At 58.0% G+C, this 23230-nt stretch carries 19 protein-coding genes and 1 pseudogene; 5 read left to right on the top strand and 15 right to left on the bottom strand.

What is annotated here, in order from left to right:
- Positions 1-119: 119 nt before the first annotated feature.
- On the bottom strand, positions 120-1001 hold the full coding sequence (locus tag JJB09_RS13865) for an adenylate/guanylate cyclase domain-containing protein (RefSeq protein ID WP_201659059.1): 882 nt from the start codon (positions 999-1001) through the stop codon (positions 120-122).
- Positions 1002-1071: 70 nt separating this feature from the next.
- The gene (locus JJB09_RS13860) at positions 1072-1482 is read right to left on the bottom strand and encodes a hypothetical protein (protein WP_201659056.1); all 411 of its coding nucleotides are present in this window, start codon (positions 1480-1482) and stop codon (positions 1072-1074) included.
- 555 nt (positions 1483-2037) lie between these two features.
- Between JJB09_RS13860 and JJB09_RS13855 the strand changes: the two genes are divergently transcribed.
- A complete protein-coding gene (locus tag JJB09_RS13855) occupies positions 2038-3654 on the top strand; it encodes an arylsulfatase (protein WP_246748733.1) in 1617 nt (538 codons plus the stop codon).
- Positions 3655-3772: 118 nt separating this feature from the next.
- Here JJB09_RS13855 and JJB09_RS13850 read toward each other — a convergent pair whose 3' ends face one another.
- Positions 3773-4444, bottom strand: a complete 672-nt coding sequence (locus JJB09_RS13850; protein ID WP_425523729.1) for an LssY C-terminal domain-containing protein — start codon at positions 4442-4444, stop codon at positions 3773-3775.
- A 469-nt stretch (positions 4445-4913) separates the two neighbouring features.
- On the opposite strand from JJB09_RS13850, the gene JJB09_RS13845 reads away from it, so the two are divergent.
- The gene (locus JJB09_RS13845; RefSeq protein WP_201659050.1) at positions 4914-7304 is read left to right on the top strand and encodes an arylsulfatase; all 2391 of its coding nucleotides are present in this window, start codon (positions 4914-4916) and stop codon (positions 7302-7304) included.
- A gap of 198 nt (positions 7305-7502) precedes the next feature.
- On the opposite strand, the gene uvrB is transcribed toward JJB09_RS13845, so the two are convergent.
- Positions 7503-10622, bottom strand: coding sequence for an excinuclease ABC subunit UvrB (uvrB, locus tag JJB09_RS13840; protein WP_201659047.1), 3120 nt, complete (start codon positions 10620-10622; stop codon positions 7503-7505).
- 128 nt (positions 10623-10750) lie between these two features.
- Here uvrB and JJB09_RS13835 point away from each other — a divergent pair, with 128 nt between their 5' ends.
- Positions 10751-11737, top strand: coding sequence for a DUF3137 domain-containing protein (locus tag JJB09_RS13835; protein ID WP_201659044.1), 987 nt, complete (start codon positions 10751-10753; stop codon positions 11735-11737).
- 29 nt (positions 11738-11766) lie between these two features.
- Here the strand turns inward: JJB09_RS13835 and JJB09_RS13830 are convergent, their stop codons facing one another.
- From JJB09_RS13830 to JJB09_RS13815, 4 genes are all read right to left on the bottom strand, one after another.
- Positions 11767-12951, bottom strand: a complete 1185-nt coding sequence (locus JJB09_RS13830) for a calcium-binding protein (RefSeq protein WP_201659041.1) — start codon at positions 12949-12951, stop codon at positions 11767-11769.
- A 190-nt stretch (positions 12952-13141) separates the two neighbouring features.
- Complete coding sequence (locus tag JJB09_RS13825) at positions 13142-14329, bottom strand: M10 family metallopeptidase C-terminal domain-containing protein (protein ID WP_201659038.1); 1188 nt, start codon at positions 14327-14329, stop codon at positions 13142-13144.
- A 263-nt stretch (positions 14330-14592) separates the two neighbouring features.
- Positions 14593-14916, bottom strand: a complete 324-nt coding sequence (locus JJB09_RS13820) for a PAAR domain-containing protein (RefSeq protein WP_201659035.1) — start codon at positions 14914-14916, stop codon at positions 14593-14595.
- 63 nt (positions 14917-14979) lie between these two features.
- Positions 14980-15612, bottom strand: a complete 633-nt coding sequence (locus JJB09_RS13815; RefSeq protein ID WP_201659032.1) for a sulfotransferase family 2 domain-containing protein — start codon at positions 15610-15612, stop codon at positions 14980-14982.
- Positions 15613-15659: 47 nt separating this feature from the next.
- On the opposite strand from JJB09_RS13815, the gene JJB09_RS13810 reads away from it, so the two are divergent.
- Together JJB09_RS13810 and JJB09_RS13805 are read left to right on the top strand one after the other, a co-directional pair.
- A complete protein-coding gene (locus JJB09_RS13810) occupies positions 15660-16532 on the top strand; it encodes a hypothetical protein (RefSeq protein ID WP_210341738.1) in 873 nt (290 codons plus the stop codon).
- A gap of 61 nt (positions 16533-16593) precedes the next feature.
- Complete coding sequence (locus JJB09_RS13805) at positions 16594-17439, top strand: polysaccharide pyruvyl transferase family protein (protein ID WP_201659027.1); 846 nt, start codon at positions 16594-16596, stop codon at positions 17437-17439.
- 9 nt (positions 17440-17448) lie between these two features.
- Here JJB09_RS13805 and JJB09_RS13800 read toward each other — a convergent pair whose 3' ends face one another.
- The 7 genes and pseudogenes from JJB09_RS13800 to JJB09_RS13770 all read right to left on the bottom strand — a co-directional run bounded on the left by JJB09_RS13800 (position 17449) and on the right by JJB09_RS13770 (position 23137).
- Positions 17449-18624 carry a DUF1501 domain-containing protein gene (locus JJB09_RS13800; protein ID WP_201659025.1) on the bottom strand — a complete coding sequence of 392 codons (1176 nt, stop codon included), beginning with the start codon at positions 18622-18624 and terminating at the stop codon, positions 17449-17451.
- Positions 18625-18646: 22 nt separating this feature from the next.
- The gene (locus JJB09_RS13795; protein ID WP_201659023.1) at positions 18647-20188 is read right to left on the bottom strand and encodes a DUF1800 domain-containing protein; all 1542 of its coding nucleotides are present in this window, start codon (positions 20186-20188) and stop codon (positions 18647-18649) included.
- A 72-nt stretch (positions 20189-20260) separates the two neighbouring features.
- Positions 20261-20446: pseudogene (locus tag JJB09_RS13790) on the bottom strand (DMT family protein); the annotation flags it as partial.
- A gap of 34 nt (positions 20447-20480) precedes the next feature.
- On the bottom strand, positions 20481-20867 hold the full coding sequence (locus JJB09_RS13785; RefSeq protein WP_201659021.1) for an acyl-CoA thioesterase: 387 nt from the start codon (positions 20865-20867) through the stop codon (positions 20481-20483).
- A 145-nt stretch (positions 20868-21012) separates the two neighbouring features.
- A complete protein-coding gene (mobB, locus tag JJB09_RS13780) occupies positions 21013-21534 on the bottom strand; it encodes a molybdopterin-guanine dinucleotide biosynthesis protein B (protein WP_201659019.1) in 522 nt (173 codons plus the stop codon).
- A gap of 51 nt (positions 21535-21585) precedes the next feature.
- A complete protein-coding gene (mobA, locus tag JJB09_RS13775; RefSeq protein WP_201659017.1) occupies positions 21586-22212 on the bottom strand; it encodes a molybdenum cofactor guanylyltransferase MobA in 627 nt (208 codons plus the stop codon).
- Between the two features lie 19 nt (positions 22213-22231).
- On the bottom strand, positions 22232-23137 hold the full coding sequence (locus JJB09_RS13770) for a DMT family transporter (protein WP_201659015.1): 906 nt from the start codon (positions 23135-23137) through the stop codon (positions 22232-22234).
- Between the last annotated feature and the right edge of the window lie 93 nt (positions 23138-23230).

Genomic DNA, 23230 nt, shown 5'->3' with positions numbered 1-23230 from the left:
AATTGGGGTCAATGTCCGACGCGGCCCATCTTGCGCCTTTGGCCCTCGTGGCGCAAGCCAGTGTTTGGTGCGGAACTGGCACAGTCGGGCAGGCGTGCGAAATGTCAGCCGCGCATCAGTCAACGAAAGCCTGCCGCTGCGCCGACTGCGAGGAGTGGCCATATCGCCCAAAACTCTCCGTGCCACGAAAGCAGGTTGATGCCGACAATGCCCAGTCCCACGATGGCAAGGCTGGCGATGCCAGCATCGACGCGGTTCTGTCGTCTGGTCCAGGTCAGCGTCGACAGGACGGCAAAGACAAGTAGCGGCCATGCCGCCCAGAACTCGCCGTGCCAGGACAGCACGTTGATGCCCACCAACACGGCAGCGACGACCGCGAGAAAACCGATGCTCTTGTATGCCCTTGGGGTCGGTCGCTCAGATGGCTTGCCTGCTGTCCGAGGCTGCTCCCTGGTTGCTACCTGCGGTATACCAGTGACGTCACCAATGCGAACCGCGTAGCTCGGCACGGCTTCCGCGACATTCTTGACTTCAAGCGTGCCGAGAAAATCGAAGCCAATGGCCAGCTTGTTGCGGACCTGGTCATAGACGGTGTTGGATATGACGATCCCGCCGGCAGGCGCCATTGACTGAAGCCGGGCCGCAATGTTGACGCCGTCGCCGTAGATGTCGTCACCTTCGACAATGATGTCGCCGAGGTTGATGCCGATCCGGAACATCATGCGCCCGTCTGCCGGGCGGGCAGCGTTCAGGCCTGCCAGTTCGTTCTGGATGTCCACGGCTGTTCGCACCGCCTCGACCACGCTTGGAAACTCGCCGATCAACCCATCGCCCCAGGTGTTGATCATCCGTCCGCCACGCGCCCCGATCAGTCGCGACATTGTATCGCGATACCGCTTCAGCGTCGCGAGCGTGCCTTCTTCGTCCGCGCCCATCAAGCGCGTGTAGTCCTGAACGTCGGCAGAAAAAATAGTCGTCAGTTTTCGCTGCATTTCGCTCATGGCGTCTCGCCCCATCTCTTTTCCTAGCGCGAATGCCGGCCAACTTTTTCTGCGACAAAATCCTAGATCGTTACCGCACAATGTGCAGCTTCAGGGTGAGTATGAACTCCCTGCGCCATGCGAAGCGATCGCTGGCAGGGTCGGGGCGGCGCCACGCTTCAGGCGGTGCGATGATGCACCTGAGTCTTCCGCCATTGGTGCAGATGTGCCAGTTGCCGTCATCCGACGGCCGTTTGACTACCTTGCTCCGGTCGAAGGCATATTTGTTGCGGGCGCGGTCGGCGATCTTTTCGCCATCCGGTTCCATGAAAGGGGCGAGGGCGGGGCGGCAATCGAGCCAGTTGCAACACGAACCCCTGCCATCATTGCGATCGAAGCCCTGGTAGTCCTGCCCGGTCGACGCGTCGATGTGGGCATGCGCAAGCACGGGTAGGATGGCTAAAATCCATGTGAGATAGCAGAGGCGGGCAGTGTTCGACATGGGCGCACTCCAGCGAAGTTTTGAGATGCCGTCACAGAGCCTGCCCCGGTTCTTCGCCGTTGCCAAGGGGGCAAGTTGCGAAGGTCAGATTTTGAGCCGGGACGTACCGGCGGCCAGGAAATCTTGTCTGGGTTTCTCAAGCGGAAATCACTTCCGGATCAAGGCAGTCGGACGATTGCCGCCTAAGTGACTTCAGGAATGTCAGATGTGGTTGGGCTCTGTCTCACAGCCGTTAATGTTACCGTAACGTACTTGCGAGAGTTCTAAAATGTTGGTCTACGCGTAACGTATGACCGGTCGGATGGTTCGCTACGCGTGTGTCTGTAGCCGTCATACCTGGCGTTGGGCCGAGGTCGTTGCTTGAATTCAAACTGCATATTCGCGGGTCGGTATTCAATCCACAAGCCTCGCTATTTCACGCTTTCATGAGCAGTCGCATCAACCTTTTGAGGAGGACTGACAATGATTCATGACGCAGAACTTCAAAAGCCATGGCCCGGAGGCGCGCTGAAAAGCACGGCGCGGATGACGCTTATGGCCACCGGCCTTGCGATGATGGCAACCGTTTCGCTGACGAGCAGCGTTGCATACGCGCAGTCCAGCCAGCCAAATATTCTTCTGATCGTGTCTGATGATACCGGTTACGGCGATCTCGGACCATATGGCGGTGGCGAGGGGCGGGGAATGCCCACGCCCAACATTGACAGGCTTGCTGACGAGGGGATGACGTTTTACTCCTTCTATGCCCAGCCAAGCTGCACGCCGGGCCGTGCGGCGATGCTGACGGGCCGTATTCCGAACCGCAGTGGCATGACGACAGTCGCCTTTCAGGGGCAGGGTGGCGGCTTGCCGGCCGCCGAGTGGACACTCGGTTCGGTCCTGAAGCTTGGCGGCTACCAGACATACTTCACCGGCAAATGGCATCTGGGCGAGGCGGACTATGCCCTTCCGAACGCGCAGGGCTTCGACGAAATGAAATATGTCGGGCTCTATCACCTTAACGCCTACACCTATGCGGACCCGACGTGGTTTCCTGACATGGATCCCAAACTGCGGGCCATGTTCCAGAAGGTGACCAAGGGTGCGCTTTCGGGTAAGGCAGGCGAAAAGGCCGTAGAGGAGTTCAAGATTAACGGTCAATACGTCGATACGCCAGAAGTCAACGGCGCGTCGGGCGTCGTCGGCATCCCCTATTTCGACAGCTATGTCGAAAAGGCGGCCATCGGCTTTCTCGACGAGGCAGCCAAATCCGACAAGCCATTCTTCATCGACGTCAACTTCATGAAGGTGCACCAGCCCAACATGCCGGCGCCGGAGTTCGAGCACAAGTCGATGTCTAAATCCAAGTATGCCGACAGCATCGTCGAGCTCGACACGCGCATCGGCCGGATCATGGACAAGCTGCGTGAAACCGGTAAAGATAAGAATACCCTGGTTTTCTACACGACGGACAATGGCGCCTGGCAGGATGTCTATCCGGATGCGGGCTACACGCCGTTCAGAGGCACCAAGGGAACTGTGCGCGAAGGCGGCAATCGCGTTCCGGCGCTTGCGGTCTGGCCTGGCAAGATCAAGCCGGCTTCCAAGAACCACGATATCGTCGGCGGGCTTGACCTGATGGCGACATTTGCTTCGGTCGCCGGTGTCGCCTTGCCAGACAAGGACCGCGAAGGCAAGCCGATGATGTTCGACAGCTATGACATGTCACCGATCCTGCGCGGAACGGGCAAGTCGGAACGGACGTCCTGGTTCTATTTTACCGAGAACGAGCTCTCGCCGGGCGCTGCCCGCGTGGGAAACTACAAAGCCGTCTTCAATTTGCGCGGCGACAATGGGCAGGAAACGGGAGGCCTGGCAGTCGATAGCAACCTCGGATGGAAGGGTGCGACGAAATATGTCGCGACCGTACCGCAGGTGTTCGATCTTTGGCAGGATCCGCAAGAGCGCTATGACATCTTCATGAACAACTACACCGAGCGGACCTGGACGATGGTCACCATCAGCGCTGCCATCAAGGATCTGATGAAGACCTATATCGAGTATCCGCCGCGCAAGTTGCAGAGCGAGACTTACACGGGCCCGATCGAAATCTCCAAGTATCAACAGTTCGAATGGGTCAGGGACCAACTTGGCAAGGGTGGCATTGACCTCCCGATGCCAACCGGAAACTGACAAGCAAGACCGGGAACGAAGGTGCCGCGGAGGCGGCACCTTCAATGGCTGAATAGAAGAAAACGTGTCGCCTGGGGTTGCTGATGCCGTCGGACCATGACTGCGCGCAACGCGCGCCCTAGGGAGAGGGCGGAATGCGGAGCACGCCGATCAGTGCTTTTCCATCGGTGAAGTAGGGATCACCGCCCCCATTGCGCCCCGTCTTGGTGGCTCCGATACCGGCGATCTCATATGTCGTTGAAAGCTGCCCGGCTTCCAGAAGGTTGCCGATCATCAGATTGCGCTCGGCATCGACATCGGGACCGATGTGGTGGGTGACCTGACCGGTATCATGGCTGAAGCCGACGCCACGGTCGAAACTCGCAGAACCAAGCCAGAGAGGACGTCCATCCGGACCCGTCTTGTCGGTCATCCAGAACCGCACATGGTTGCGTTGGTCCGCACTTTTACCAACGGCCTTCTCGAATGCCAGATCCTGCTTGCGGCCCTCATAGAACAGGGGGCTGACCGGAGCATCGAGGTCCGGTCGGTCCAGCACGACGCTCAATCCGATGTCGGCCGAGCTGCGTAAGGTGATCTTGTCGGCGGGATCCCATCCGGCCGCAGCAAATCCCCGGATCAGCTGTTCCTTCGAACCGACAAGACCGACATTGATGGGGTCGCCGGCAATGTCCTGCTCGGTGGTGGTGACCATGCTGCCATAGTCGGAAACGCGGCCAGCATCGCGAAGGATCCATATTTCGGGAATGAAGAAATAGGCCACCAACAGATATGCAATCAGCAGCGCCATCACACCGCTGATTACAATGCGTGCTTTCGACCGAGGTCGTGTGCCGGATCGCCACGCCATCAGGAGTGATCCGCGAGCGACGTACTAAAAGCTTCGATGCGGGCGTGCATGCTTCGGCTCCTTTGAGACCTCCGCGATTGTATAACATACTGACCGCGCCAAACGCTGTGTTTTTCACGAAAGCGGTCGCCATTGAGGTCGCCATTGCTCGCATGGCAAAATGGTTTGCGCCCTTGCCGCAAGCGAAGGCACCGGCTTCGTCTTGCCACAACGCCACGAGGCGTATCCTGGGGCGGAAACGGGAGTGGTTGTAGGGGCGAAGGGAAATCGGGCAGCTAAATGTCCCCACATGGCCTTACTGGCCATCGGAATTAGCAAACTCAGCGCAACCTCGCGCAATGTTACCGTAACGTACTTGCGGTATTTTAGCATTGTGTAAATTTAGCGCGGAGATTGAAGGGAGGCGACCATGCTAGGTATTGGGAAACTGTTAATCGCAACCTTGAGTATAACGACAGTCACGTGCTATCACACCAGCGCACAGGAAGTTACGGGCGAATTGGGTTCGCCAAGTGCGACAACGACGATAGACAGTAACTATTTACCAAACCAACCCACTAGATTTGGTGGCGAAATCGGCCTTGATGCGAAAAGCTCGAAGCCCTACTGGCCTCCGCAAATTGTTCCCAAGAAGGGAGCCCCTAACATACTCCTCATAATGACCGATGACGCTGGCTACGGAGTGTCCGGTACGTTTGGGGGCGTAATCCCGACGCCGGCACTCGACCGCGTGGCAAAGGCTGGCCTGCGGTATACGCAGTTTCATTCAACAGCGCTGTGCTCGCCAACAAGGGCGTCATTGATAACCGGCCGCAACCACCATTCCGTGGGGTTCGGGGTGATCTCAGAGCAAGCAACTGGCTATCCCGGTTATGATTCTGTTATCGGCGTGAACAACGCTACAATCGGCGAAATCCTGAAGCAAAACGGCTACGCCACCTCGTGGTTCGGCAAGAACCACAACACGCCCGCTTTTCAATACAGTACCGCAGGGCCCTTCGATCAATGGCCCACGGGAATGGGCTTTGAATATTTCTATGGCTTTATGGGCGGCGACACCAACCAGTGGCAACCATACTTGTTCCAGAATACAAAGCAGGTTTTTCCTTGGGTTGGCAAACCCGGTTATAACCTGATCACGGACGAAGCTGACAATGCCATCGATTACATCAAACAACTCAATGCCGTTGCTTCGGAAAAGCCTTTCTTCGTCTATTACGTCCCCGGCGCCACGCATGCACCGCATCACCCGACCCAAGAGTGGATCGACAAGTTCAAAGGCAAGTTCGACATGGGTTGGAACGAGCTTCGCGAACAGATTTTCGCCAACCAGAAAAGGCTCGGAGTGATTCCTGCGAACACCCAACTGACGGATTGGCCGGATAGCCTTCCGAAATGGGAGACGCTGGACGCGGAGAGCAAGAAGTTGTTCGCGCACCAGGCGGAGGTATTTGCAGCCTATGTGGCGTATTCGGATCACGAAATCGGGCGCGTGATCCAAGCGGTTGATGATCTTGGAAAACTGGACAACACGCTTATCATCTACATTGAAGGCGATAATGGCACGAGTGCCGAAGGGAGCGTTCTTGGTACCCCCAATGAACTGATCACCATCGAGGGCATGCAAATGCCGGTCGCCGAACAGATGAAATATTACGATCAATGGGGTTCAGACCAGACATATCCGCATATGTCGGTGGCATGGTCATGGGCCTTCGATACGCCATTCAAGTGGACGAAGCAGGTCGCTTCTCATTTTGGTGGTACCCGGCAGGGCATGGCCATGTCCTGGCCAGCAAGGATCAAGGATGCTGGCGGAATTCGCACTCAGTTCCACCACGTCATTGACATCGTTCCCACCGTCCTTGAAGCGACGGGGATTGCAGCCCCGGTGATGGTCAATGGCGTGGCGCAAAAGCCGATCGAAGGTGTCAGCATGGCCTACAGCTGGGACAGCGCCCAGGCCCCATCTGCCCGCAAAACGCAATATTTCGAAATGTTCGGCAATCGCGGGATCTATAGCGACGGCTGGTACGCGTGCACCACACCTCCGGCAGCTCCTTGGCTGATGGGCACGACCTCGATGCCCGACGTTGTTGATGGATACAAATGGGAACTGTACAACCTCAACGAGGACTACTCCCAGAACTTCGATCTTGCGCAGAAAATGCCTGACAAGCTGCATGAGATGCAGGAATTGTTCCTTATGGAGGCGGCGAAATATGACGTTTTTCCATTGGACAACTCCATCCTGGAACGGCTTCTAGTCGCGCGACCCAGTGCCACGGCGGGACGGAATGAGTTTTCCTATTCAGGTGTAGTGTCCGGCATTCCCACAAGCAATGCGCCGAGCATTGTCAACAGGTCCTACACCATCACCGCAGAGATAAATATTCCGGAGGGTATTGGCGAAGGCATGCTCGTGACCACGGGGGGGCGCTTTGGCGGCTACGGGTTCTATCTGCTAAAGGGCAAGCCGGTATTTCTCTACAATTTCGTCGATATGGTGCGCTTTCGCTGGGAAGATGCTGACGTACTGACACCCGGCAAGCACACCCTCGTATTCGATTTTAAATCAGATGGTCGTGGGTTCGGCAAGGGCGGCACCGGTATTTTGTATGTTGACGGCAAAGAGGTTGATAACCAGAAAATTCCAAACACGATTCCAGCGCTAATGCCGTGGGACGAAACCTTCGACGTTGGCGTCGATACGCGTACGGGCGTGGAAGAAAGGGACTATCAGGTGCCGTTTGCATTCAACGGAGAAATCGAGAAACTGACCGTGAACCTACAACCTTAAAAGCGCTGTCGGATCATAAGGAAGGAGATGTTGAGTGGCAATGTCTCCTTCTCGCGCAAAGCGGTCGAAGCCGAACATTGGGGCTTGCGCCAACCGCTCGAGTTACCCCTCACCACGCAGTCATGCGATCCGCTGCACCTCTCGCGTCCTTGCTGCCCTCTCCCACAAGGGTAGGTAGATTCGCGTCGATGCGGCATGTCACGCCCCCGGCTTGCCGCTCTTTCCCTTGCCGCGCTTGCGGGTTTCGTTCGGGTCCTCATAGCTGCCAACGCCTGTTTTTGCCCGGATGATCGGGCGGTAGCCGTCGTCCTTGGGTAAAGACCCGTCCTTGAACTTACCCGCCAGATGAAGGGGACTGGCGCTTGGATCGACGGGTTTGTCCGGTAGCGGACCCGACGAGGCCGGCTTCTCGGTGCGGCGGACGGTCATTTCATCAAGACTATTTTTCTTGAACAATGTGCCGCCTTCGCGCGTCTCGCCCCGGTCGGCCGGGGAGGTCTTGCGCATAGGGCGCTCCATGTCGGTGCCGGGACCCATATTGTCGAGGTCGGGTTTGGCGAAATAGGACGCGTCCGATCTTCCCTGAGCAGTCGAGGGGGGTGAGGTTTCGACGCGGACGGAGGAAACGCCCACCTCTGTGGAGGAGATCGTTCCGCGGCTTGCCCCCACTTCATTCCCGCCGGTTGCGCGCTTGGCGCCCTTGCCCTTGGTGGGGGCAGATTCCAACGCGATGGCTTCCTGTCGTGCCATCGGATCGTCCATGCTGGCGAGTTCGACGGCCTTGAGGCGCTTGATCTCGTCGCGCAGGCGTGCGGCGGCCTCGAAGTCGAGGTCGGCTGCGGCGTCGCGCATCTGTTTTTCCAGCGCGTTGAGATGGGTCTGCATGTTGCCGCCGACCAGGTCGGTGGCGCCACCCTTGACGCCCTTGACACCGATATCGGCGCGGACATGATCCTTCTCGTAGACGCTGTCGAGAATATCGGAGATGTGCGCCTTGACGCTTTCCGGCGTGATGCCGTTGGCCAGGTTCCACGCCTCCTGCTTCTCGCGGCGCCGCGCGGTCTCGCCCATGGCGCGCTCCATCGAGCCGGTGATATTGTCGGCGTAGAGGATGACCTTGCCGTCGACATTACGCGCCGCGCGGCCGATGGTCTGGATGAGCGACGTCTCCGAGCGCAGAAAACCTTCCTTGTCGGCGTCGAGGATGGCAACGAAACCGCATTCGGGAATGTCGAGGCCTTCGCGCAGCAGGTTGATGCCGACCAGCACGTCGAAGGCGCCGAGGCGAAGATCGCGCAGGATCTCGATGCGCTCCAGCGTGTCGATGTCGGAATGCATGTAGCGGACCCGCACACCCTGCTCATGCAGATACTCGGTCAGGTCCTCGGCCATGCGCTTGGTCAGCACGGTGACCAGCGTGCGATAGCCCTTGAGCGAGGTCTCGCGGATTTCTCCCAGCACGTCATCGACCTGGGTCTTGGCGGAGCGCACTTCCACAGGCGGATCGATCAGGCCAGTGGGGCGGATGACCTGTTCGGCAAAAACGCCGCCGGCCTGTTCCATTTCCCAATTGGCGGGCGTCGCCGAAACGGCGACCGTGTCGGGACGCATCGCATCCCATTCCTCGAAGCGTAGTGGCCGGTTGTCCATGCACGACGGCAGGCGGAAACCGAATTCGGCCAGCGTCGCCTTGCGGCGGAAGTCGCCGCGATACATGCCGCCGATCTGCGGGATGGTCACATGGCTTTCGTCGATGAACAGGATGGCGTTGTCGGGCACGTACTCGAACAGGGTCGGCGGCGGTTCGCCCGGCTTGCGGCCGGTGAGGTAGCGCGAATAGTTCTCGATCGACTGGCACGAGCCGGTCGCCTCGAGCATTTCGAGATCGTAGCGGGTGCGTTGTTCCAGCCTCTGGGCTTCGAGCAGGCGACCGGCCTTTTCCAGTTCGGCGAGGCGGCCCTTCAGCTCTTCCTTGATCGACTTGATCGCCGAATTCAGCGCCGGGCGTGGCGTCACATAGTGCGAGTTGGCGTAGATCTTGACCGATTTCAGGTCGCCGGTCTTCTGGCCGGTCAGCGGGTCGAATTCGGTGATCTGTTCCACCTCGTCGCCGAACATGGTGATGCGCCAGGCGGCATCTTCCAAGTGGGCGGGGAAGAGTTCGATGGTGTCGCCGCGCACCCGGAAGCTGCCGCGCTGGAAGTCCATCTCGCGGCGCTTGTATTGCTGGGCCACCAGGTCGGCCAGCAGTTGGCGCTGATCGAGCCGGTCGCCCACCTCGATCTGGAAGGTCATGGCGGTGTAGGTTTCGACCGATCCGATACCGTAAATGCAGGAGACGGAAGCGACGATGATGCAGTCGTCACGTTCGAGGATCGCGCGGGTGGCGGCATGCCGCATCCGGTCGATCTGCTCATTGATGGTCGATTCCTTCTCGATATAGGTGTCGGTGCGCGGTACATAGGCTTCCGGCTGGTAGTAATCGTAGTAGGAAACGAAATATTCCACCGCATTGTCGGGGAAGAAGTTCTTGAATTCGGAATAGAGCTGGGCGGCCAGCGTCTTGTTGGGTGCGAGGATCACAGCAGGGCGCTGCGTTTCGTTGATCACCTGCGCCATGGTGAAGGTCTTGCCGGAGCCGGTGACGCCGAGCAGCACCTGGCTGCGCTCGCCGGTATCGAGGCCACCGGTGAGATCCTTGATGGCGGTCGGCTGGTCGCCCGCCGGCTTGTAGTCGGTCACCAGTTTGAACGGAATGCCGCCTTCGGACTTTTCCGGGCGGGCAGGGCGGTGCGGTGTCCAGATCTTGCCGTCCTTGAACAGCGGGTTGCCTGACTCGATCAGCTGCGACAGGGCTGCGACGGTGGCGGTCACCGCACCGGCAGCGGCATTGTCGTCCTCGGCAAACCCGGCAGGCGCCTTGGCGGCCTTCTTCGCCATGGCCTTGCCTTCGGCATTCAGCCGCTCGGCCTCTTCCAGCGAGATGTCGAGACCGGCGACAGGGTTGAGGCCGGCGGCGGCGCGCGTGCGCGGGTCGTTAGAGCCGCCGATGGAGCCACCCCGCGCGGAACGCTTGTCGCCGACCATGCTTTCGGCGTGCTGGCGGGCGGCATTCTCCACCGTCTTGCGATGCTTGCCGGCCTTGGAGCGGATCTCGCGCATACTTTCGGCGCGGCCTGCCTGTTCGGCCTCCTGCTCAAGCTGCTTGACCCAGTCGGAGACGCTGCCGGAGATCGGCGCTCCCTCAAACGGAGCCTGCGGCGCTTCTTCAAAACCGGAGGGGGAATTCTTCGGAGAGGTTTTTGGTTTCTGGGCCATCGCCAATATATGGCAAGAGAATCGAATAAAATAAAGACCGGATGCGTACAAAAGGGAAACATACCCTGTCAGTTGTTGACAGCAGCATCGATGCAGATTGCAGTATTTTTGGCAAAAGGGGAAATGCCATGGCCAGCCTCGACGATCCGCAGAATCTGATGCCCGATGCCGCGCGTCAGGCCAAGATCAAGGCGGCAATCGACGAGTACAATCTCGAGCGCCCCGGCATTCTGAAATCCTGCTACACGGTGGCCGGCCTCTGCATGGCTGGCTATGTCGCTGTAGCGGGCCTGCTGGTGATTGGTGCCTTCAATCTCGATGAGAAGCACAAGCTTCTCGGGATTGTCGGCGGGCTACTGATATTCGGCGGCATCAAGCTCTGGGAATTTCTGATGCGGCCGATCAAGGATCATCAGTTGACCTTGCGATATCGGCTGTTCCCGGAGATTTTTGGTTTCATCGATGGGGTGAGCTACAGCCATGGCCACGCACCGGGTTTCATCGACGAGATCAACGCGATGAAGATGGTGCGTTTTTCATCCACGGAAAACGACGATGTCATCACCGGCACCCATGACGAGCTTTACTTCGAACTGGTGGAAGCCAAGCTTGTGCTCGGCAGCGGCAAGCACAAGGAAACCGTGTTTCAGGGGCTGATCTTTCATTTCCGGCTCGATACGCCATTTCCGGGACTGCTGTTTGCAGCCAAACGCGGCAACTGGTTGCAGGAATGGGTGCGCGAGACGTTTGGCAGCAGCGGCGACATGATCGCGTCCGGCAACTGGGAGGTCGATGAAACCCACGAGTTCCATACGGACAACTATTCCGTCGCGCGACCACTGGTGGAGGGGCCGCTCGCCTCGGCGCTCGTCTACCTCAAACGGGAGTGGTCGGACGGAGAGGCGCGCATCGCGTTGCGCAATGACGAATGCTACCTGCTGCTACCGTCGAAGCAGGATTATTTCGCCCTGCCGGACATTCATACCGACGTCGCCTACGCCGATGTCACGCCGATGATCCGCGAGATGGCGGTGCTGCTGGCCGTGGCGCATCTGATGAAGAAGGTGAGCCTGGCGGAGGAGGAGAGGGCGGAGATGGCTCCGCCGTCCCGATAGTCGTCGCCTGCCAACGTGATCCGCGTTCCTCAGAAAATGAAGTCGGCGGCATGCAAATCGGCCTTGTCGAAATTTTTCAGGATCAGCGTATCGCCCGTGGCAGAGATCAACAGATCATTGCCGACGGTTGTGAGATGATGCGCCTTGAGGTCTGCGAAACTGCTGACGTCGTCCCAACCACGCAAATCGATGCGGTCATGACCCTTTTCAAAATCCATGATGGTGTCCTGGCCCGAGCCCTTGGCGAAGACGAAGGTATCCGCCCCGGCGCCACCGGCCAGGATGTCGTTTCCCTTGTGCCCATCGAGGTGATCCTTGCCACCGGCACCTGAGAGCGCGTTGTTGCCCGCATTGCCGTCCAGCCGGTTGTTGCTGTCGTTGCCGGTAGCGTCGATTTCGGCCTTGCCGATCAGGAGGAGGTTTTCGATATTGTTGCCGAGTGTATAGGACACCGACGATCTGACCGTGTCGGTACCGCCTTTTGCCATCTCGGATAGCATGACAGCATTGTCGTCAGTGATGAGCACATCGTTGCCCTTGCCGCCGATAATGGCATGATCGACCGAACCGCCGCGATTGTCGAAGCGGTCGTTGCCGGCCGACAGGTTGATCTGCCCTTTAATGATGCCGTCATTGATGACCGTGTCGTTGCCGTCTCCACCGGCGAAGGCGGTGTAGCTGGCCTCAACCAGCCCGTGATTGGTAAAGTGCACGCTGCCTTGACCATAGTATAGCGACACGGCATCGTAGGTTGAGGAGATCGTGCCTCCTACCCCATTGACGATCCTGTTTCCGTCTTCGGCCAGGTTGAGGGCAGTGCTGCCCTGGATGTGGCCATGGTTTTCTATCTGCATGGCATGGACTGCGGTGACGGCATAGCCGTCAGAGCTTATGGCGCCGTGATTGACAATCGATTGGTCTTTACCGCCCGCGTAAAGCGCGATCATTCCCTCCAGTTCGCCGGTTGACTGGATGACGACGCTGGTTCTCAAGCCCAGGATCTTTATGCCGTTGTCTTCGCCCTCCGGGCCGCCCTTCAGGTGACCTCCGAGGACGATCTTGTTGTCATGATAATTTTCGGCTTCGTAGAGCGCGCTTTCGTGCGCAGGCAGCACGGTCCCTATGACCTTGCCCGCGCCGAGAACCCATCTGTCGCCGGAGCGGTTGATGTTGAAGGGAACAGACGTGTCGCCTTCGATTGTGTGTGTCGTCATCGTCTCGGTCCTGTCGATGTTGCTGCCTGTCTGAGCGGCCTGACGCGATGACAAAAGGCAGATGCTTGGGGGTGGCTAACTGGGAAATCTAGAAACGAGCGATCCGGTTGGCTTTGACATGTGAGCGAAGATGTCCATCGGGCCCATGTCAGGAGCAAATCCGAAAGGGTAACTCGTTGTATGAGGTGGATCAGAAGCTGAAATCGCTGGCGTGAAGGTCGGCGAGGTTGGTGAGCTTTATTGTCAGGCGATCGTCAGCTGACTGGATGACAAGGTCAGGGCCTATGTCAGTAAGGTGATGCGCCTTGAGGTCGGCGAAACTGCTGACGTCGTCCCATCCGCGCAAATCGATGCGGTCGTGACCCTTTTCGAAATCCATGATGGTGTCCTGGCCCGAGCCCTTGGCGAAGACGAAAGTATCGGCGCCGGCGCCACCGGCCAGGATGTCGTTGCCTCTGTGTCCATCGAGGTGATCCTTGCCCGCATCGCCAGACAGGAAATTGTTGCCGGAATTGCCATCGAGCCGGTTCCTGGCAGCGTTTCCGGTTGCATCGGTGTTGCCCTTGCCGATCAGTACAAGGTTCTCGACGTGGTCGTTTAGCTGGTAGGAGACGGTGGATCTGACGGTGTCGGTGCCCTCGCCACTGTCTTCTGAAAGCTTCACGGCGCTGTCATCGGTGATCAGCGTGTCGTTGCCCAGATATGAGCTGATGTCGTGGTCGATGCTGCCGCCGCGATTGTCAAAGGTATCGTTTCCGGCACCCAAAGACAGGTTGCCTTTCATAATACCGCGGTTGATGACTGTCTCGTCTCCATATCCGCCGCGGATGACATAGTAGTAGGCATCGACATAGCCGTGGTTGACGAACGTGGATACGTCTCCCTTGAGAGTGGCAAGATCGACGGCGGTATCCTGTACGATGATTTTGCCTCCCGCCGCGTTGGTGATATCGGCCCCGCCTTCTTCTGAGTAAATGCCGCTGCCGGCAGTGATGTATCCGCTGTTGTTGATGGTGATATGGTGCTTGGCATAGACGGCTCTGCCGTCGGTGAAAATCTCGCCGTGGTTTGTCAGGCTTTCGTTCCTGCCGCCGGCGTAGAATGCGACGTCGCCACTCAATTCGCCGGTTATGCCGATCTCGACATGTGTATTGCGACCACGGATCAGAACGCCATGGTCCTTGCCTTCCGGACTGCCGTTGACCGTGCCGTTGATGACGATCGTGTTGTCGTGGGATTTCGGCGTATCGGACAGCGCGATTTCATGAAGAGGTTGAGTGGTGACAATCGACGCCCCCTTGTCGATGATCCATGTGTTGCCCGAACCAGCAATCTGGAGCGGCTGGCTGGCATTGCCGGTAATGTGGTTCTTGGCCATGTCGTTGTCCTGTCGGTGGCAATGTTGATCGGGCTCCCGCCCATGCGGTCCGTCCACAGTGACAAAAGGCAATCACACGCTGTTAGGTGTGTGTGTATTACGGAAGCTGGACGTTCCGTCCCGCCGGCTTATTCGCCTGGGCACTTGTCGCGCCGCGATGTTTCAACCGGGTGTCCGCCGACGGCGCCAATTGTTGCAGTTGTTTCTGCGGCGGGCCATGGGCAGCATCAAGGGGGCGGTCGCCCATTCTCGACCGACTGTCGTTATCGTTCCCTCGAACAGCCGACATCGCCCAGTCCCTGGGCCGGCTTGCCTTCGACGGTGATGCTGGAATCGGCCTTTGCGACGCAGGTCGTGCCGCCTGATTTGCCGGACTTGAAAAACACCATCGGCTGGCCGTCGATGTGGACTGAGTCGATCGTTTCGTAGAGTGCCGGCGGGCAGTTGGCGACGTCGGCAAGGCGTAGTGCCGGTCTCCCGCCGATCATGACGGTGGCGCTGCCGGAAAGTGCGCAAGGGGGGATGTCCTGCGCGAGGGTGAAAGTGGGGAGCACTAATCCAATCAGCACGGAAAGTCGGAATTTCATGGCAAATCAGGTCTATCGGTAAATGGCATTCAACCAGCTAGGCGCAGATTTGGGCAGCCGTTTTCATGCCTCTTCGAATTTGTAGTCAAAGGCTTCTACGTCAGATTTGAAAAAATCGGCGATGATATCCACCGAGTTTGATGTCAGCAGCGTGCGATAATCTTCCTGATACGAGCCCGACTCGTTTCTATGGGGCAGCACAGGCTCAATGCCGATCCGCAGAGAAATTGTCTGAAAATCTTCCTTCAGTGTCTCGTATCGTCCGACGAAGCTGACCGGCTCGCAGGCATAGCTCGTTTGCGGTTTGATCGAATGCAAGTTCATTACCCAAGGTTCTCGTGCTCCAAGCTGGCCGGCGAACTCGTTAACATCGGCTGGAACAGGATGAGCTTTAGCGATCTCTGCCATTCGCAGATATTTGTGCAGCGAGCAAAAGCGCGCCCATGGATTTCTGACGAAGCAGAAAAATAGATACTCGTTTATTGAGCCTGCTGCTTTCGACCGGGATGGCATTCTATCGCTCATCTGCAGGTTGAGGCGAGCCAGCATCTCGGTCGGTGTCTCGTGTTTTGTTCCTGTGGCCTTGACCGGCATCCTATTCAGACCGTCTATGTCACGAAGGGCAGCACGGATACTCGTACCCGCCGCTTTGGGGACGTGCACGAAGACGAATTTATGGATGTCATTCACTATCATTTTGTCGCGTTGCCGCCATTCATGTATCTGAGGGCTGTCGTTGAGCCGTGAATCTTTTCGCTGCGATTGTATTCGACGGAAAAAGACTGGTAAAGGAAAACTCGGTTCCGCGCATGAGCGTTGGCAATAGCCAGATTCATATCATTCTTTTCATCGCGAAAGGTCAAAGCAGCTATGTGCAAGATCGGGCACCCCAGATGTGGTTGATTGTCCGCCTCGCTTTGTTTCCCAACCTGTTGAAGGCGATTACACGAATTCTGTGGGGAAAGACCTATCGCCGCCTAGGTCGACAGAAGGTCGAGGGGCAGTACAGGCACGCCGCCAATTTCAGCCATAAAGCGTCCGTCGAAGAAAAGCTCGTCGACCTTCGGAGCGAGTTCGCCGGTAGTAACGAATTGTGCTTGGAAGTGCTGAAAAGAATCATCCAGATCAGGCGTAACGAAGAGGCTGAAAAGAACTGGTTATTCGTATTTGGCGCTGTACTGAACCAACCAAACGAACTGTTCGGAAATCTGACGCTACGCTGGATCGTTTCGGTGTTGGATACCTTCAGTGATATGCCCTGCTCAAGCGAATATCGACTCGCTGCCGGACAACTCCGCAGCTTTTCACTCGGCGTTCGCCTTGGTCTGACAATGGGACTTCAGTCCGTTCCGGACCCCAAGACACATGAGGAACCTCTGCACTTTATGAATAAGGAAGAGATCTGGGACGGAATCATTCATTTTAACTACAAATGGGGGGACACTTACAGGACCCTTCTTCTGCGTGTTGCTCGCGATGTCGAGAGCATTCCCGCCATGCGTGTAGCCTGGAGTGCGATTTTGAAACGCCTTGTCGTATATCCGCCTTTTGACATTGCCTTGCGGAAGAACAAGGAAAGCCGTCGCATTTTCGAAGAAGTTACCGGTTGGAAATAACATGACAAACGTTTGCGTTCTTAACGACACAAGTCGCTTTCACCATGGTTCGGCGGCCGTAATGGAGCATATATTCCGGACGATCAGGTCTCTTGAGTGGAACGTGCTGGCGAGCTTCTTTGGCAACACGTTCATGTTCGAAAAATCTGCGCCAGAACTTGATGAAAACATCCTCCGGCAAGCCGATGTGATCGTCATAAACGGTGAGGGAACGATCCATCACGACTCCCCGATGGCCGTGTTTCTGTTGGATACGATTGAAAGATTCAAGGACAAGAAGATCTGCCTGGTCAATACCGTTTGGCAGGATATTAGTCCGGCCTACGCTGAAAAACTCAAGCACATCGATCTCGTCGTAGCGCGCGATCATCGTTCCTATCGTTCGATTGCCTCCATATATAGTGGACGGCTACATATCGTGCCGGACTTTTCCTATCTTAACGTTCCTTTTCACGCACCGATGGCCGATCAAGGCGTACTCTTTGGGGGATTCTATTGGGGCCAGCACGCCAGCAGCAGCGGGTTACAGCCGGCTCAGCTTGCGCTCAAGCAGATGGACCGAACGAACAATATCGACATAACAAAGGAAAACTGGCATGTGGCCGTTAATCGGCTCCGCAGCGCCAGATTGCTGGTGACGGGCAAGCACCACGATGTGATGGCGGCCTGTGTTGCTCGGTGCCCGTTCCTGTTCTGCCCAATTCCCACGCACAAGATCAGCGCGCTGGGCGAATTCGCCGGTGTCGAACTCGCTCCCATCGACATGAGCCTGTCAGAGCAACAATATCTCGAAATGTTCGAGGAAACCGCTCGGAACAGAGATCAATTCGATGCCTTGTTCGACGGAATGTCCAGCGCTGCCCGCCAGTTCAGTCTCGAAAAAGCGCTACTCTCGGTGCTTGACTGATATTCGAACTTATCCCCGCAGGAACGCCTGGCCCCGCAGGTCCAGCGACAGTCCTGGGAAGACCTTTGACGTGAGGTCTCCTGCCGAGATGTCAAACTGTGCGTTGAGCAGGGCGGCAGCGACTTCGCGGACATCTCCGGTTGCCATGAGGTCCCGGCTCTCGAACAACTGGGCGTCCTTCAGGCCCGGCCATTTGCCGTAGACCTTGCCGCCACGTATTGCGCCTCCCGCAACGATAGCCAGGCCGCCGGTGCCGTGATCCGTGCCTTTCGAGCCATTCTGGCGGACCGTCCGGCCGAATTCGGTAATTGCCAGAATTGCCGTTTTCGACCAGAGATCCGGGCCGAGATCGGCCTTCAGCGCGGTGATTGCTCTCACCAGGCCCTTCAGCGGCCGGTTGAAGATGTTGCGCTGGCCGATATGGGTATCCCATCCGCCAATCGAAAAATTTGCGATACGGTAGTCACCTTTGAGCATGCCTGCGGTAAGCTTGGCTATGCCGGCTGGGTCATCTTTGCGCTGTTCCCCGTTGAAGACGTTGTCCGCGTCGGTGTCCGCACCCACGGCTTCACCGAAGGCCTTGGCGAAGGCTGGGTCGTTCTTGTAAAGGCGGCTGAAGAACGTGAGTTCATCAGGCTCGATGTTCAGGTCGGACTGTGTCGACCACACATCTACCGGATTGGGCCCGGTCAGGATCAACTCGGCCGATGCGTTGACGTCGATCGCCTTGCTGCTTCTGGAGCGGGGAATGCTGGAAAGCGCGCGATTAAGCCAGCCGGTGTCTTCGGCGGCGACGTGCTCACCTCCCGTTTCAAGAATGTCCTGCCCATCGAAATGGCTGCGTGCATCACGGTAGGGTGTTGAAACTGCGTGGATAAAACCAAGCTCGCCGCTTTTCCACAGCGGCAGCAGATCGGCAGCAGTCGGATGCAGTCCGAAATAACCGTCGAGGTCGATCAAGCCGCTGGCAGGGTCCAGCGCCAGGTCCGGTCGATATTGTTTCAGTAACGGATCCGCATAGGGCTGCACCAGATGCAGGCCGTCCAAGGCTCCGCGCAGGACGATGGTCACCATGCGGTTTTCCCCGGGCGCGGCGGCGAAGGACATCGGGGTGATCAGTGGCGAGGCTGCCGCGCAACACGCTGAAGCTAGGAACATGCGGCGGCTGAGGAGGAATTTTTCCATGTGTTGGTGTCCTTCGCGCCTGTCAGCGGCGATTGAATTCAGGAGAAGCGAGAACCAGTGCAGTACCCGCGACCCTGCTTGGTGCCTGACCGACCACCTTGATCGTATCGTCGCGAGCGGCGTCGCGAAGCACTTCTTTCAGGAGAGCGTTGGGATCAAGCCTGCCGGCATGCTGGCTGGCAACGCGCTGGGCCCATTCGATGCGTCCGGTGATCTGGCTCGAGGAAATCCACGTTGCGAATGATTCATCACTGCCGGCGGGGCTTGCTGGCAGCCAGACAGGCTGGCCCAGCCTACCGATAGCGCGTACGCTGATCGGATTGACGGGCGGGCGCAACCGATCGCGCTTTTTCGGCGCCTTGCTTTCGGCCTGCTCCTCGCGCTCTTCTTCGCTCAGGTCAGCGGTTGCGGCCATTTCCGGCTTCATGTCATTTTGGGCAGTGGCTGCGACTGCTGCTGCGGCCGGCGCTTCTGCATCATCGATGGCGGCTGGGTCGTGTTTCTTCGGCACGGCCAGTGCGCTTTCCGGGATCTCGAGCGCGCGTAGGCCTGCGACAATGTAATCATACGGCTGGCGGGCCTTTTCACCTGCATTGTCCCACGCGGCTGGGTTGGCGAGCATGGCCGCATAGACATCACGAAGATTGCCATTCGATGCCCGCCATGCATCGACCATCGCTGCTACTAGAGCCTCCGGGGGCTTGTCGGAAACGAAATGAATGACGAGTTTTCGGCAGATATGGTGTGCGGTCTGTGGCCTTGCTGCGATATCGATCAGCATCGCCTCGACATCGGCGATCGAGCGTTTGGCACTACCATAGGATTTGCCCATGAACGTCAATGGCCCGGGCTCGGCCATCTGCCGTTTGAATTCTGTTCTGCCGGTCTTGCGGTCCACCGTCAGGCCGGTGAGTACAAGCGCCGCAGCACGGACGTCGTCCTGCTTGTATCCGCCATCGACGCCCAGCGTGTGAAGTTCCAAAAGTTCGCGGCCCAGATTTTCGTTCAGGCCCTTGCCCGTGTTCTTGCCGCGCCTCGAATTCGGGCCGTTGGATCTCACCTGGTCGAGATAGATGAGCATCGCCGGATGCAGGATTGCTGCATGAAGAAGCTCGTCGAAAGGGCCTGCCAGGTTGGGGCGCAGAGCTTCGGCCTCATAAAGTGGGGTTAGCAGATACATGGTTCTCTGCTTCTTGGCGCTGACGGAAAAATGATCGCTCCAGAATGTGGCCAGCCGCTCTTGGAAGCCGTATGGAGAGAGAACCGACTGCGCCACACGGGCATGCTGATCGGCGCCGAACAGGCGGATTATCTCCCTGCGGATCGGCTTCATATTGGCGCGCGTCTTTTCCTTGTCCGGGGAACGGGCGTTCGCGGCCCTGCGAGCGAACTCCGCATAGGTCGCGTAACGACCGTCTATGCCCTCAGCGGGAAAGCGTAGTTTTGCCTGCGCCCCGTCGTCGAGTTGCGCCAACAGGGCGTCCGCACCATCAGGTGCCTGCTCGCCTGGCCGGATTCCGTAGCCGAAGCGAATGGCGCTCATGGTCGATCTGGTTAGCGACATTGTCTTTCCTCTTCCATCCGGACCTGCGAACTATGACGCCGGAATCCGGCAACAATTCGAATAGCAATCGGTTCATGAACGGAAGATGAAAGCAGCCCCGGCTGCGATCAACGCAAAGCCGATGACATGGTTGATTGTAATGCTTTCCTTCAGCCAGAACACCGAGAACCCGACAAAGACCAGAAGGGCGATGACTTCCTGCATCGTCTTCAGCTGGGCCGTCGAATAATAGGAACTGCCCATGCGGTTTGCCGGTACTCTCGGCGGGCGGAGACCGAAAGACTGATATTCGTCAGAGATCCGGAACAGGTGTGGGTTTCCCGTCGAAATCCAGCGCGACCATCACGAATGTTGCCGCTGTGACCTTGTCCATCTGGTGGGAAAGATAGCGTTGTGCCCAGGTCTCAACATTCAGAGTGATGGATGTGCGTCCGACTTTGACGATCTCGGTGTAGACGCAGAGTGTGTCGCCGATCTTGACGGGGAGTTCGAAGACCATTTCCTTGACGGCCATCGTCACCACGCGGCCCCGGGCGCGCTCTGCGGCGCGGATACCAGATGCAAGGTCCATCTGCGCCATCACCCAACCGCCGAAAATATCGCCGGACGCATTGGCGTCGGCGGGCATGGCCAAAGTCCTCAGTGTAAGTTCGCCAGCGACTTGGGGAGGATTGTTCATACGTTACTCCAACTTCTTTTCAGTTGACGCGGCGCTTTCGCCAAGACGAGGGAAAGGCTGGCCTAGCTATCGAACAATCGTTTCAATGGCGAATCCCGATGCCGGTCTGAGTGAGACAACAACGAATGGAACGTGGATGCAAATCCTAATTGCGGGAGCGTTCGAGAGCCAGCGTATCGAGAATGAAATCGGCAATCGTGTTTGTCGCGTCGAGATCGAAGACCGGCAGGGAGGTGCCCTCGACCGGGTGATCGGCGGCGATGGCGGAGATATGCGGATCGGTCGGGGCCAGGGGCTCGCGGTTGGCGGCTTGCAGCCGGCGTGCTTCGATCTTCGGCACTGGTTCGCGTTTGTATCCCTCGATTAGTACGATGTCGCAGGGGGCCAAACGCGCTAACACTTCGGCGAGCGTGGGTTCGGGCGCGCCGCGCAACTCGTGCATGATCGCGTAACGCGTAGCCGAGACGATCGTTACCTCATGGGCGCCTGCCTCGCGGTGGCGAAAGGAATCAGCGCCTACCTTGTCGATGTCGAAATCGTGGTGAGCGTGCTTGATGGTCGAAATCTTGTACCCGCGTGCCGTCAGTTCGGTGACGAGGCGGACGGCGAGACCAGTCTTTCCGGAATTCTTCCAGCCGGCGATGCCGAAGATCTTGGGTGATGTCATGAGTGTGGCTTTCGCTTGGCAATTGTCTCGGACTGACAATACAGCTGTCGGTCAGGAAGGTTGCATGATTTCGCGTATTTCTCGTGCCTGGGCAAGATCCGCCGGCGTGTTGATGTTGAAAAACGGATCGATTTCGCCGAGTGACGTCTGAAGTGAAGAAAACGCGACAGTTTTGACAGTCAGTCCGTCCAGGAAGGCGCGTACCTTCAGTGTCGGCGGGTTTTCCAGCCAATGTGCGAGCCGGTCTATGATGGCAACAGGCCAAAGGCCCGTCACAGGGTGCAATTGTCCAAGGGACGAGGCCAGGACGACATCATCTCGACCGTTCAGCGCCTCAGCAAAACGATCGACAAGATCCATCGGAAAAAAAGGCGCATCGACAGGCGCCATCGCGACATGGCTGGCGTCGGGCCAGGCCAGCAAGCTATGCCTGAGCGCGGCATGAATGCCGCCCAGCGGCCCTGGAAACTCTGAAAACGCGTCTGGAAACGATGAAATACCCGCCAGCGAGATTCGGGGGTCATTGGTGTTCAGGGCAAGTGCCGTCACCTGGGGGCGCAAGCGAGCCGCGACATGGTCGATGAGGCGGGCAGGGCCAAAGCCTAGCAGAGCTTTCGGCTCGCCCATGCGCGAGGATTTTCCACCACTTAGTATGACGCCTGGAAATGTGGCCGACATCGGTATTCTCCTTACCCAATCAGGGTGCCAACTGATTGTCGCTGGCCATGGCCGGCGCGCGGTGTCGTTGTCGCTCCCGATTGAAGGCGTAGAGGCCGGCCGCGATGACAATGGCGGATCCCACCAGCATCCAGGTATCCGGGAACTCGCCGAGCATGAATGCACCAAGGGCGATCGACCAGATAAGGCTGGTATAGCGGAACGGCGCCACGAACGACATGTCGCCGGTTCGCATTGCCATGATTACCGCCTGATAACCGCCAAACAACGCCAAAGCTCCGATGGTTAGAGCGCCGAGATCAAAGGCTGCGACCGGTTTCCAGCCTCCAAACGGCACGATCAGCACTGCGCCGACCATGGTGACGACCAGTGCGGTCACCGCTGAAATCAATAGCGAAGGAATGTTGGGGTTGATCCTTCGTGTTGCGAGGTCGCGCGTCGCTGCCGCCAGCACGGAGACCACGACCAGCAAGGCGCTGACCGTAAAGCCTTCCGCCCCCGGTCGGATGATGATCAGCACGCCAATCAGGCCTACCAGTATGGCGCCCCACCGTCTCCAGCCGACGGATTCGCCGAAAAACACTGCAGCTCCCATGGTCACCGCCAGCGGCAGCATTTGGAGGATGGCCGAGGCATTGGGCAGCGGCAGCGAGCCAAGCGCCGTGATGTAGGTGATCGATGCAACGATTTCGCCAAGCGTGCGAAGCAGGAGATACCGATCCGCCAAAACGCGGGGCGGGCGCAACGCGCCGAGTTTCCAGGCGACGGCAAAAATCAGCACGCTCGTGATCGCGCCGCGCACGAACATAATCTGGCCGGTGTACATGTGCGGCGTCACCAGCTTGATCATCGCATCGCTTAAGGTAAATCCGGCCATTGCCAGGGATATCAGCAAGGCGCCCTTGAAATTGTCATTCTTCGTCATGGGGAGGGCATCCGCGCTGAAAATGTGTCTGGTATGTCTATAGACCGCGGTTCATCCGGGTTACAACAATCATACGACGTGCGGGTGGACAAA

Source organism: Phytoamicus setariae, assembly GCF_016722925.1.
Taxonomy (GTDB): domain Bacteria; phylum Pseudomonadota; class Alphaproteobacteria; order Rhizobiales; family Rhizobiaceae; genus Rhizobium_E; species Rhizobium_E setariae.
This window is presented reverse-complemented; position numbering and strand designations above follow the sequence as displayed.